Below are 12,506 nucleotides of genomic sequence, written 5' to 3'. Positions count from 1 at the left end.
GGCAGGCCGATTCATGAAGCAGGTGCCCTGCGCGTACCTGCGGATTCAGCCGCAGGTCGACAGCAACCCGAAGATAAGGAAGAACCAGCACGCCATCCAGTTGATAGACAGCGCCACCGCCGTTGTCTATGGTGGTGCAGGCATCAGCCCTTGGACCCGGGTCAACGACTCGGCGATGAACCCGGCAAATCATGTCTACGACATATCGAACCCGCCGGTCTGGATACCTCAGGTCCAGGAAGTGCAGGACGAGGTCCGCGTCCTGCTTTACCTGCACGAACTCGCAGACATGGACACCACGTGCGATGGGGCCGTCGAACGCCGCAACGCGGTTCCGGCCGCGTCATTGCAGATAGCGCCCAGCCCTTGCCGAGGCGTGCTGGTGCTAGGAACAGTAGATAGTAGACAGCATTCAGCATACAGGGTGGAGCTGCTTAATACCATGGGTCGTAGGGTGCTCGACCTTCGTCCGGGCGCGAATGACGTGCATGCCCTAGCTCCGGGCGTCTACTTCGTGCGTCGGGCGTCCGGCGTAGAGCATCAGGCGTCGAGCGTCTCTAAGGTCATCATCACGAGATAGGGAGGTATCATGAAGTCCGCAGTTGTGCTGTTAGCTGTTAGCTGTTCGCTGTCAGCCGTCCATGCCCAGTGGCTGGAGAAGACCATCTATCTGCCGGATTCGCTCGGCGGGCTGGAAAGCCCGCAGTGCCTGGTCTATGACTCAGCCAACAACACCGTCTATGTCGCCGGCGGATTTGGGGACTGCGTGCTCGCGATTGATGGGGCCACGAACCAGAGGATTGCCCGAATCCCAGCCGGGGCGGTTGTAGAGGCTCTCTGCTACAATCCGACCGACAACAAGGTCTACGTCGCGAGCTATGACGACAGCAATGTGACCGTAATAAACGGCAAGACGAATAGGGTCATCACCACCGTGGCCACGGGTAGCGACCCTCTGGTCCTGTGCTACAACTCGACCAACAATAAGGTCTACAGCGCGAACAGCGGCGGCAACGTGACCGTGATTGACGGCGGGACCGACAGCGTTCTGGCCAGCGTGGACGCAAGTGGGGCCACCCTCTGTTACAACTCGACGAACAACAGGGTCTATTGCGCTGGGGGTACGGGTGGGGGTACGGGTATGATGGTGATAGACGGCGCGACCGACAGCGTCATCGCCACTCTAGACGCATGCTACTATGCCCAGGCCCTCTGCTACAACCCTACCAACATCAAGGTCTACAGCGCGAACTTCAGCGACGACAACGTGACCGTGATTGACGGCGGGGCCGACAGCGTCATCGCCACAGTGGCCGCAGGCGGTGCCCCTTGGGCTCTGTGCTACAACGCGACCGACAACAAGGTATACTGCGCGAACTACTCCAGCAACAACGTGACCGTGATTGACGGCGCGACCAACGGGGTCGTTGCTACAGTGACTGCAGGTCGTTGGCCTCATGACGTATGCTACAACCCGACCAGCAACAAGATCTACTGCGCGAGCTACAGCGGCGGCAGCGTGAGGGTAATTGATGGCGCGACCAACGGGGTCATCGCCACCGTTACCGCAGGCAGCGGACCTTGGGTCCTCTGCTGCAACCCTCAGAATAGCAAGGTGTACTGCGCGAACAGTATCAGCAACAACGTGACCGTGATTGACGGCGCGGCAAACGGCGTCATCGCGACTGTGGCCACAGGCGCGTTGCCTTACGCTCTGTGCTACAACTCGACCAACCGGAAGGTCTACTCCGCGAGTTGCAGCGTAAACGGCAGCGTGACAGTGATGGACGGCGCGTCCGACCGGGTCATCGCCACTGTGGCTGCTGGCGGCTACCCCTATGCCCTCTGCCACAACCCGACCAACAACAAGGTCTACTGCGCGAACCACGCCACTGCCAACGTAACCGTGATTGACGGCGCGACCGACAGCGTCCTCGCCACCGTGGCTGCAGGTCACGCCCCTCATGCCCTGTGCTACAACCCGATGAACAACAGGGTCTATTGCGCGAACGATAGCAGCGACAACGTAACCGTGATTGATGGCCGGACTGACAGCGTCATCGCCACCGTAACTGCGGGTTACACCCCTTGCGCCCTCTGCTACAACCCGACCAATAACAAGGTCTGCTGCGCGAACAATGGCTATAATGGCAGCGTGACGATCATAGACGGAGCGACCAACGGGGTCGTCGCCACCGTGGCTGCAGGTAAGTACCCTTATGCCCTCTGCTACAACCCGACGAACAACAAGATCTATTGCGCGAATGTGTACGGCGACAGCGTTACCGTGATAGACGGGGAAACCGACCGGGTCATTTCAACGGTGGCTGCAGGCAACGAACCTTGCGCCCTCTGTTACAACCCGACCAATGACAAGGCCTACTGCGCGAATGGTGGCGGCACCGTGACCGTGATAGACGGAGCGACTGACAGCGTCACTGCCAGTGTGAATGCGGGCTACAACCCTTGGATCTTGTGCTATGACCCGACCAACAACAAAGTCTACTGCGCGAACTACTACGGCAGCAACGTGACCGTGATAGACGGCGCCATCGACAGCGTCATTGCGACCATTAGGGTCGATAGCGAGCCGACCGCCTTTGCGTGGAATCCGGCCCAGAACCGGGTCTATGTCGCCAATTACCGTAGCTCCAGCATCTCGGTCCTGCGCGATTCGGGCGGCGCGGGAACTGCTGAGGGACTGACGCCAAAGGTCGGGGGTCCCGAGCCACTGCCGACCATCGTCCGCGGCGCGCTGGTGCTCGGAACAGTAGATAGTAGACAGCAGACAGTAGACAGGGCGGAGTTACTGGACGCGGCGGGGCGGAAGGTGATGGACCTGAGAGCCGGCGCGAATGACGTGCATGCCGTGGCTCCGGGCGTCTATTTCGTGAGGACGGCTGAAGCGCAAGCTCAAGCACAAGCCGTACGCAAGGTCGTGGTGACAAGGTGAGCAGAAGTTAGCAGTTAGCAGAGAGCAGTTAGGAGTAGAAGGGGCGGGCGAAAGCCCGCCCTTGGTTCTGCGGAGGGGAGGATCGGGGGCAGATGCGGGGAATCCTATAACTCTGAGGGGTAGCGCAGGAGGCGGGTCTCCGGGCTATGTGCCTGCGGCTTGTGGCTCGCGGCAGACAGCCATGGGCGAGCGGGAAGCAGTTACGGCAGGAATGAGACGAGTTTGTATCATTCGTCCAAGTCGGCCTTTCGGTGTATCTGCTTCTGGCGTAATGCGTTAGGCGTCTAGCGTCAAATCTACACCCCCGCCCCCTACGTCGTCTAGGAGGTTGCGGACACCGTTGCTTCGTACATCGTTCGAAGGGCTATCTCCACCGCAATTCCCGGATGAACCTCCACCGGAATTCGCCGGGTTACTTCACCGGTTGCACTCCGCGTTACCTTCCCGGTTAGTCCGTAGGTTGGTCTGCACGTTCCTCTCCGGGTTGGTCGGAGCGTTGCGGCCCGAGTAAGTCCGCGGGTTCCTGTCCGGGTTGCTCCCGAGTAAGCTCCGACCGTTGCTCTCCGATTTGCCCGGAGAAGTGCTTCCCGAGCTGCTCTGCCCGTTGCTGCTCCGATTGCGAGGAAATCTCGATTCTGATTGGACATGTCAGAATAGGGGGAAGGTGGTCCAGTGGTCGAGAGAACGGGGTTCACGGGTTCAGGGGTTCTGGCCGGAAATCTGTGGCATCTGCGTAATCTGCGGTTGTCCTTCCGGACCGGGCGAGACCCCTCCATCGGCGTCGGGGCGACTCGCCGCGTCGTCTGCGTGATCTGCGGGAATTCCTGTTCTGGGGCGGGTCCGAGGGCGGGCAGCCTGCTACTGCGGCCGGGCTTTGCGGGCGCTCACCAGTCGAGCAACAGAGCCCGCAATGAGGCCGAGAAGACAGACAAGCATGAACCAGTCGCCGTAGCGGCGGTAGAGGGTCGGCGCGATGGGGCGCGGGACAGGTCCGGTAAGGGTCGTCTGCACAAACAGCGGGGTGCGCTTGAGTATCCTGCCGTAGGGGTCGACGATGAAGGAGACGCCGTTGTTGGCGCTCCGGATCATCGGCACGCCGTTCTCGACTGTGCGCAAGACCGCCAGTTCCGCGTGCTGCTGCGCCCCGACCAGTCGGCCGAACCAGCCGTCATTGGTCACGACCGCCAGGAGTTGCGAACCGCGGCGGGTGAACTCGCGCGCGTAGTCCGGGAAGATAGCCTCATAGCAGATGAGCGCCGAGAGCGTGCCGCCCGACCATTTGAATACGGTGTAATCGTGACCTCTTGCCCAGTCGCCCATGTCGGCAGTGCCGAGTATCTTGCGGAGTATCGGCAACTCGTCCGAGTACGGTATCTTCTCCGAGAATGGGGTCAGCCGATTCTTGTAGTAGCGCTGCTTGATGGGTTGCTCGCCCGGCCGGATGAGCACCGCGCCGTTATGCCAGGAATTCCGGCGTTCGTCGTAGAGGGGCGAGCCGGTGAATATCTCGGTACGGAGCGAATCGGCCAGGCCGCGAACCACATTCCCGACGGTTGACGCCCTCGTTACGTCGGTGAGCGTTGCCGTTTCAGGATACAGGATCAGGTTGGGATGGGTTGCGGCCGATTGCAGGGTGAGGCGGGCGAGGTCCCCTTCGATGGTGGAGCGCGAGTCCCAGTCCCCTTTGTCGAGAGGGGAGACGTTCGGTTGGACAATGGCGACGTTGAACCACGGTTTGAGTGGCCGGATGTAGAGTGCTGAGAAGATGAGCGGTGCGGCGAAGGCGGCGGCTAGCGCAAGGGCAGGACCCAGCATGCGCCGCGCATCCGGAGCGTCGGGCGTGAAGCGTGTAGCGTAGAGCTTGTACAGAAGTACATTCACCAGTACCAGCCATGCCGATACCAGGTAGATGCCTCCGATTGAGGCGGGCTGGATGAAAGGTAAGTACGGCGTCATCGTGTAACCGAGCAGGCCCCAGGGGAAACCGATCTGTGATTTGGTGCGGATGAACTCAAGCAACGGCCAGGTGAGCGGCGCGGCCCAGAGGCCCCAGCGGCGCGTGAGCCACGCGAATACGGCGATATACAGGCCGAGGTAGGCGAAGAGCAGGACCACGCCGATATCCAGCAGGAACCGCGTGACGGGTTGGACCGGCACGACCAGAAACCAGAGCCACCAGAGGTGGGCGGCGAAGAGCAGCCCGCCGAACAGCCAGCCCCACAGGAACGCACGTCCCGGCCGCGCGTCCCGAATCGTCCAGAAGAGCGGGACCAGCGCAAAGAAGGCCAGGAGACGGAGCGGGAACGGCGCGAATGCAAACGCGCCGAGGCCGACAGCCGAGACGGCCAGGGTCAGGACTTTTCGGATGTGAGCGGGACCTCGGGGGCCAATGGTGAACAGTGAATGGAGAATAGTGAAATCCGGGTCCGACTTTCACTCTTCACAATTCACTCCTGGCTCTACTGCTTTAGGGGGACCTCGGTGCGGGTTGACTGGGAGCGGTAGAAGGCGTCCGCGAGTCGGCTGATCGTCTGCGCTTCGGCGGCGTCGATGGGCAACGGCGTTCCCCGCACAAGCGATTCCACCCAGAGGTTCACGAGCATCCGCCAGGACGAGCGCTGGTAGTCCTTGGCCGGTATCTGGGGCGTGACATTTACCAGGTGTCCGTGCATCTCTTTGTGGATCTGAGTCGGATTGAGCAGCGCCGCTCCGGCGTTGCCGAACAGGTTCAGGTACGTCAGGTCCTTCTCCTGCAGCATGGACCAGCCGACCTCGAGCGTCAGGGTCAGGTCCGGCTCGAATCGGATCATCGCGAAGGCGGTGTCTTCCACCTCAGATTGCGGGGCCCGATGATGGGCCGCCCCGATGACGGAAACCGGTTTGTGCGGGGCCAGCAGGGCAAGCGAGGCGTCGAGCAGGGCAGTGCCGAGCGAAAGGAACGCGCCGCCGCCCGCCCGCAGCCGCTCCCCGCGCCAGCCGGACAGTGACCAGGACTCGCGGCCCTGAAGCCAGCCGGTCTTGCAGTAATAGAGCTCACCCAATTCTCCGCCTTCGACGAACCGGCGGATGGTCTGGATGTCGGGCCGGAGGCGCGTGTTCATCGCGGGCATGAGCTTCCGCTTCTCCTGCTCCGCACAGCTCATCATCTGTCTGACTTCGGCGGCGTCAAGTCCCAGCGGCATCTCGCAGAGCACGTCCTTGCCGTAGCGCATTGCCGCCAGGGCCATCGGCGCGTGCAGGTGGTTGGGAGTGGCGATGACGACGGCGTCAATCGCCTCGTCTTCCTTCAGGTCGTCGAAGTCGACGTAGTGCTTCTCGACTTTGTGAATCGCGCAGAGCTGGTTCAGCTTGCGGACGTCGGTGTCGCAAAGCGAGGAGATCTCGACCGACGGGTTCTGTCTGAGAACGGGAATGTAGGCAAGCTGCGATTGAGTCCCGCACCCGACGACGGCAACCCGCAGCTTCTTCTCAGCCACGGGTCGTTTCCTCGTTCCCACGGACAAGAACGCGTCTGCCTTCAATCCTGAGGCGGCCGGCGCAGAAGAGCTTCACGGCTTCGCCATAGGCCTGGTGTTCCTCGACCAGCACCCGCTGCGAGAGCGTTTCCGGCGTGTCGGTGTCGCATACCGCTATCGCCCGTTGGACAACAATCGGCCCGGCGTCGAGGTCCAGGGTCACGAAGTGCACCGTGCAGCCCGAGACCTTCACGCCTGCCGCGATTGCCGCCTCATGGACCTGCATCCCCTGCAGGCCGGCAAAAGCGGGCAGGAGCGACGGGTGGATGTTCATGATGCGGTTCTCGAAGGCGTTGACGAAGACCGGGGAGAGGATGCGCATGAATCCGGCCAGGCAGACAAGACCGATGTCGTGTCTCCTCAGCTCGGCGGCAAGCGCCTGTTCAAACTCGCCGCGAATCTTGAACTGACGGTGGGGAATGAGTACGGAGGGAACATGTTCGGCCTCGGCCCGCTTCAGTACCGGCGCATCCGGGACGTTGACGACGAGCAGGCGGATCTCGCCGTTCGTGTCACCGCTCCGGACCGAGCGGGCCAGCGCCTCGAAGTTCGTGCCGCGGCCCGAGGCGAGGACTGCTATGCCAACTTTGCTCATGGCTCGATTCTAGCCTCTAACCCGTGCTTGTCAAACGCGAGAAGATGGCGCCGAACGGGACGCGGCTTGCGGCGTCCGGCTGCCGGTCAGAAGTTCGCCGCCGGTGGCCCCGGTTGCACTTCACTCCGGAACCCGCGGGGTAGAGGGGAGAAGGGATGAAGGGATGGGGAGATCGAGGGGCAGCGGTCCGGAAACGAAGCACTTGGCCGACGAGGGTCGGCCGTAGCGCTCTCACGCGACCAGGTTGAACAGGTCTATCTTCTGTTCGACGAGTTCCTTGACCGCGTCCCGGGCCTTGCCCAGGTAGTGTCGCGGGTCGAAGTCTCTGGGCTGTTCGTTGAACACGTGTCTCACCTCAGCCGCGAACGCGAGCCGCAGGTCCGTGTCGACGTTGACCTTGTTGACGCCCAGCTTGATTGCCTGCGCAAGGTCCTGTTCCGGTACGCCGCGCGCCCCTTTCACGTCCAGACCGTATCGTTCGCATTTCTCAAGCAAGTCCTGCGGCACCGATGAAGCGCCGTGCAGGACCAGCGGGATTCCGCCGGTGCCTTCTTTCACCTTCCTCAACCGGTCGAAGTCCAGCCTCGGTTCGCCCTTGAACTTGAACGCGCCGTGCGCGGTGCCGATGGCCGGGGCCAGGGAGTCAATGCCGGTCTCAGTCACGAAACGGGCCGCCTCGACGGGGTCAACGAAAAGCGCTTCTCGTTCCGCGACAACGACGCCGTCCTCCCGGCCGACCAGGCGGCCCAGTTCGGCTTCGACGGAGACGCCGGCCGGATGAGCCATCTGTACGACGGCGCGTGTCTGCCGGAGATTCTCCTCGAACGGCAGGTGCGAGGCGTCAATCATGACCGATGTGTAGCCCGCATTGATGCAGCGTCGGATCAGTGCGGGGTCTCTGCCGTGGTCCAGGTGGAGGCATAGCGGGACCGTCGTCGTTTCCGCCGCGGCTCTGGCCATGGCGACGACATACTCAAGCCCCGCGTACTCGATGGCGCTTTCGCTCGTGGCGAGGAACACCGGCGTCTGCCGGGCGTGTGCCGCAGCCACAATCGCCTGCATGAATTCCAGGTCGCTGAAGTTGAACGCGCCGACCGCACGGCCCTTCGCGTTGGCAGCGGAGAGGATGTCCTTGCCGGGGACGAGGCTCACAGCCTGACTTCCTCAACCGCGACCTGCGGCAGGAGGGCGTCGACATCTGCGCAGCGGCAGAGGCCGGTGCCCGCGTTCAACGTCGCGGCCGAACCGGCGGCGACCCCCCGGCGCAGCGCCTCGGCGGCCGTCTCTCCGATTGCCAATCCGTGCACGAATCCGGCCACCGCGCAGTCGCCGGCGCCGACACTGCTCTTCACCGCCACCTTTGGCGGCCTCGCGTGGAGGATCTGGTGTCGGGTTACCATCACGATTCCCTCCGGGCCCATGGACACGAGCACGGTCTCGACCCAGTCCAGGAGGCTCGTACTGTACTCGGAGATGGCGCGGACGTCGGGGAGTGCCTTGCCCGCGAGGTCAGCTAGTTCAAAGCGGTTGGGCTTGATTACGGCCGGGCGGGCACGGATGGACTGGCGCAGGGCATCGCCCGCAGTATCGAGCACGACCCGAGCGCCTCGCTCGTTGCCGATGGTTATCATCCGTGAATAGACTTCGGGCGTGAGCCCAGGCGGCAGCGAGCCGGAGATGACAAGGAGACTCATGTCCGGTGATTTCTCCAGGACGTCGAGGAAGTCCATCAACTCGGAAGGTTGCACCTCGGGGCCGCGAGCCAGCAGCGCGGTTTCGGCTCCGCTCGGCTCGTCCTGGATGATGATGTTGGTGCGGGTTTCGTTGGCGATGTGGGTGAACCTGCAGGCGACGCCGGCGAGCAGCAACCGGCCTTCGAGTTCCTTGCCGCCGAATCCGCCCACGAGTCCGAGCGCGACGTTGTCGCTGCCCATTTCGCGGAGGGCCCGCGACACGTCGATTCCCTTGCCGCCCGCATAGCGTTCCTCGTGACGGATTCGGGTCGTCTGTCCGGGCGATAGCGATTCCACGTATAGTGTCCGATCCAGGGCCGGGTTGAGAGTGACTGTGTAGATCAAGTTCCGCTTAGACCGCGGGTGCGGAGGTCGAGGGGTGGCGGTCGAGCCACGCAAGGAGCTCGGAGACCCGGGCTGTGGCGAGGCCGATGCAGGTGTCGGCTGCGCCGTAGTAGATGCTCAGGGTATCGCGGTCCGGCCCGATGGTCGTGCCACAGGGAAAGACAACGTCGCCGACGTCGCCCTGACGTTCGTAATCTTCCTCCGGGCCGAATACCCATTCATCGCCGCGCCGGAGCACCCGGCTCGGGTCTTGGGCGTCGAGCAGCGCCAGGCCGACGCGGTAGAGGCACCCGGCCGCGGTCTGCCGTACTCCGTGGTAGAGCATCAGCCAGCCGCGTTCGGTCTCGATGAGCGGCGGCCCGAGTCCGATCCGGAACGCGTCCCACCATGCGCCCTGGCGGGCCCCGAGCACGCGCCGATAGCCGCCCCAATGCTGCAGGTCGGGTGACTCGGCCATCCAGATGTCCGTGGTAAGCCCGGCATTAGGTCGGTGGAGCATTTGCCAGCGGCCGTTTATGCGGTGCGGCAGGAGAGCCGCGTCCTTGTTGTCCGGCAGCATCACCATGCCGACCCGTTCGAACTTCCGGAAGTCGGAGGTGAGCGCCAGCGAAACGGCCGGTCCCGCGGACGAGTAAGCGGTATATGTCGTCGCGTACTTCCCTATTTCATCCAGCCACACGACGCGCGGGTCTTCGACACCCCACGCTTCCTCGGTGTGGTGGTGCGAGTTCAGGAGCATGGCCGGTTCGGAGTCGACCTGCCAGTCGGAGATGCCGTCGGCAGAGCGGGCCGCCCAGAGACTGGAAATGCCCCGCCGGTCCTCGACGCGGCAAAGCAGGAGCGTCGTGCCGTCCGGCAGCCGGACTGCGCCGGGGTTGAACACGGCGTTGACGGTATGAGGCCAGTCCGCGGCGGTCAGGATGGGATTGCTCGGCCAGCGTTGGAAGAGGCCGTCGCTCGCGGTCAGCGGTCCTCCTCGCTGCCCACGGTTTCGGCATAGCGCAGGGTGAGCAGCGAGCCGAGGAAGGCGAGGGTGGACTCGGACCCTTCGTTGGCATTAACGCCCTCGGGGTGCAGGCCATCGTGGCAGCCGCCGGTCGCGTAGTCGTAGACGGGCCGGCCGAGGTCGTTGCGACCGAGGAACCATTCGAACGTCGTGGTCATCGCCTCGCGCCAGCGTCGTTCCTTGGTAACGCGCCAGGCCCGGAAGCAGGCTTCGACCGTGCATTGCGCCTCGATTGGCTGCTGGTCGAAGTGGGGTCTCGGGGTGCCGCGCTTCCAGCCGGTGTTGGGAATCGGTGAGAAGTTACCGGCCTCGGCGGTCTGGATACGGACCAGCCAGTCGAGCGAGCTCAGGCCGGCGGCGGTCATCTCCTCGTTCCCGATGTCGGCGCCGGCGCGGATAAGCGCCTGGCTCAGCCGGGCGTTGCCGTAGGCGAGGGACTGCTCGAACCACTTCCACTCGTCGGTGGCGCACGCACGGTACATTCCGAGCAAGTGCTGCGCCAGCGCGTCACGGACCCGGCGGGCGTTGCTGGCACCCGGGAAGCGCTTGATGTAGGAACAGACACCGAGCAGCGCGTAGGCCCAGGCGCGCGGGCTGGAGAAGACCTCGACGGCAGGCAGGGCCATGTCGAACAGATTCATGGCCAGGGCGACGAACGCATCGTCGCGCGAGGCCCCAACCACGGTGCCAAGACCCCAGAGGGCGCGGCCATGGGAGTCTTCCGAGCCGGTGTCTTCCAGCCAGCGGCGGTCGTAGCCGAGGAAGTTGCGGAAGCGCCGGTTCTCGCGATTGAAGGCGTAGTCGATGAAGGCCAGGTAGCGACCGGCGAGCCGGTGGAGGACCGCGGTGTCCTTCTCGTGCTCCAGCGCGCGCAAAGACACAATCAACGCCCGGCTGTTGTCGTCGGTGGTATAGCCTTCGCCGAGATTGGGCACGGTGTTGCGGGCGTGCTGGATGATTCCGGTGTCGTCAGTGAGTGTGAGCAGGTGGTTGAGGTTCAGTTCGGGCAGGTCCATGTCCAGCGGGTCTTCGACCGCGACGCGGTCCACGAAAACCGGGCTGCGCAGCCGTTCCTCGGCGGCGCGGTGGAAAGTATCGAGATAGCTGCGCGCGACTTCCTTCCAGATCATCTGGCGGCCGAACGCATAGGCCTGCTTGCGCATGGAATGGCGTTCCGCCTCGTTGGTGAAGAGCCGGACGAAGGATTCGGCCAGCGCCGCGTGGTCGTTGAACGGTACGAGCCGGCCCCGGCCCTCGGCCAGCAGCTCTTCGGCGTACCAGTACGGCGTGGAGACTACCGCCTTGCCGGTCCCGGCCGCATAGGCGAGAGTGCCGGACACGGCCTGGGCTTCGTTCAAGTAAGGCGTAACGTAGAGGTCGGCGGCGCCGAGGAACTGGCAAAGCTCGCCGATGTCGACGAACCGGTTGTAGAATACTACGTGATCGCCGACCCCGAGCTCGCGCGCGAGCCGCTGCAGGGAAATGCGGTACTCCTCGCCTTTCTCACGTTTGACGTGGGGATGGGTGACGCCGAGCACGAGGTAGACCGCATCCGGGAACCGTTCGACGACGGCGGGCAGCGCCCGGATGACGTTCTCGATGCCTTTGTTGGGCGAGAGCAGGCCGAATGTAAGGATGACGCGCCGGCCTTCGACGCCGAACAGGTCCTTGTAGAAATTGGGGTCGACGAAGGGCATGTCGGGAATTCCGTGGTGAATGAGGTCGACCTTGGCGGCCGGCACTGCGTAGATCTCGCCCAGGTATCGGCGGGACCGTTCGCTCATCACCACGACACGATCCGAAAGGTGACAGATCTCGGTCAGCACCTGGCGCTGCAAATCGCTCGGTTCACGCAGCACGGTGTGCAGCGTAGTCACGACCGGCATGCGCAGGCGGCGCTGTGTCAGCAGCAGGTGGCTGCCGGCCGGGCCGCCGAAGATGCCGTACTCGTGCTGCATGCAGACGAGGTCGACCCGGCCCAGGTTCAGGAAGTCGGCGAGTTGCCGGTACTCGTCGAGGTCGTTCTGGGCGACCTCAAAACGCACGCGGTCCGGATAATCGTAGCCCTCGACCGTGTCATTCATGGCCGCGGTCACGCACTCCACGTCCGGCGCCTCGCGCGCGACCGACTCGCAGACGTCGGCCGTGAACGTGGCGATGCCGCAGCGCCTCGGCACGTAGTTGCCGATGAACGCTATCTTCCCGAACTGGGCAGTGCGGTTGCTCATGGTTTGTTCATGGTGATATGTCAGTCTAGCCGCGATATAGCCGAAGTCAAACCGGCGCCCGGCGGCCAATCCAGAATCTTGAATGTGGGGTCGCGTAGCGTACGCAGGCCGGGCGACACCGGCGATTGACA

General features: G+C 63.5%; 9 protein-coding genes. 2 read left to right on the top strand and 7 right to left on the bottom strand.

The genetic code is table 11. From position 1 onward, the window contains the following. Together VMH22_02055 and VMH22_02050 are read left to right on the top strand one after the other, a co-directional pair. Positions 1–580: hypothetical protein (locus tag VMH22_02055; GenBank protein HTW90474.1), on the top strand; the 580-nt coding region annotated here is incomplete at its 5' end. A gap of 9 nt (positions 581–589) precedes the next feature. Further along, entirely contained in the window at positions 590–2,953 is a 2,364-nt protein-coding gene (locus VMH22_02050) for a YncE family protein (protein ID HTW90473.1), read from the top strand. Positions 2,954–3,811: 858 nt separating this feature from the next. Here VMH22_02050 and lnt read toward each other — a convergent pair. The 7 genes from lnt to VMH22_02015 all read right to left on the bottom strand — a co-directional run bounded on the left by lnt (position 3,812) and on the right by VMH22_02015 (position 12,375). Further along, on the bottom strand, positions 3,812–5,302 hold the full coding sequence (lnt, locus tag VMH22_02045) for an apolipoprotein N-acyltransferase (protein HTW90472.1): 1,491 nt from the start codon (positions 5,300–5,302) through the stop codon (positions 3,812–3,814). Positions 5,303–5,412: 110 nt separating this feature from the next. Further along, entirely contained in the window at positions 5,413–6,429 is a 1,017-nt protein-coding gene (locus tag VMH22_02040) for a Gfo/Idh/MocA family oxidoreductase (GenBank protein HTW90471.1), read from the bottom strand. After that, positions 6,422–7,063 (bottom strand): phosphoribosylglycinamide formyltransferase, encoded by a 642-nt coding sequence (gene purN / locus VMH22_02035; GenBank protein ID HTW90470.1) that lies wholly within the window; start codon positions 7,061–7,063, stop codon positions 6,422–6,424. Before purN ends, VMH22_02040 begins: the two co-directional genes overlap by 8 nt. Positions 7,064–7,294: 231 nt before the next feature. Next, complete coding sequence (gene fba, locus VMH22_02030; GenBank protein ID HTW90469.1) at positions 7,295–8,215, bottom strand: class II fructose-1,6-bisphosphate aldolase; 921 nt, start codon at positions 8,213–8,215, stop codon at positions 7,295–7,297. Further along, complete coding sequence (pfkB, locus tag VMH22_02025; GenBank protein HTW90468.1) at positions 8,212–9,141, bottom strand: 1-phosphofructokinase; 930 nt, start codon at positions 9,139–9,141, stop codon at positions 8,212–8,214. The genes fba and pfkB overlap by 4 nt, the downstream gene beginning before the upstream one ends. Positions 9,142–9,148: 7 nt before the next feature. After that, positions 9,149–10,108, bottom strand: coding sequence for a glycosidase (locus VMH22_02020; GenBank protein HTW90467.1), 960 nt, complete (start codon positions 10,106–10,108; stop codon positions 9,149–9,151). Next, a complete protein-coding gene (locus tag VMH22_02015; GenBank protein ID HTW90466.1) occupies positions 10,105–12,375 on the bottom strand; it encodes a glycosyltransferase family 4 protein in 2,271 nt (756 codons plus the stop codon). Before VMH22_02015 ends, VMH22_02020 begins: the two co-directional genes overlap by 4 nt. Between the last annotated feature and the right edge of the window lie 131 nt (positions 12,376–12,506).

It is taken from the genome of bacterium, from assembly GCA_035505375.1.
Taxonomy (GTDB): domain Bacteria; phylum Hydrothermota; class Tepidihabitantia; order Tepidihabitantales; family Tepidihabitantaceae; genus UBA2258.
The sequence above is the reverse complement of the archived record's forward strand: the minus strand, read 5'-3'. Positions and strand labels throughout refer to the sequence as shown.

Bases quoted from the DNA above. Each gene is read 5' to 3' on its own strand.
- VMH22_02050 (HTW90473.1), top strand. From the start codon at position 590: ATGAAGTCCGCAGTTGTGCTGTTAGCTGTTAGCTGTTCGCTGTCAGCC.
- purN (HTW90470.1), bottom strand. From the start codon at position 7,063: ATGAGCAAAGTTGGCATAGCAGTCCTCGCCTCGGGCCGCGGCACGAAC.
- VMH22_02015 (HTW90466.1), bottom strand. From the start codon at position 12,375: ATGAGCAACCGCACTGCCCAGTTCGGGAAGATAGCGTTCATCGGCAAC.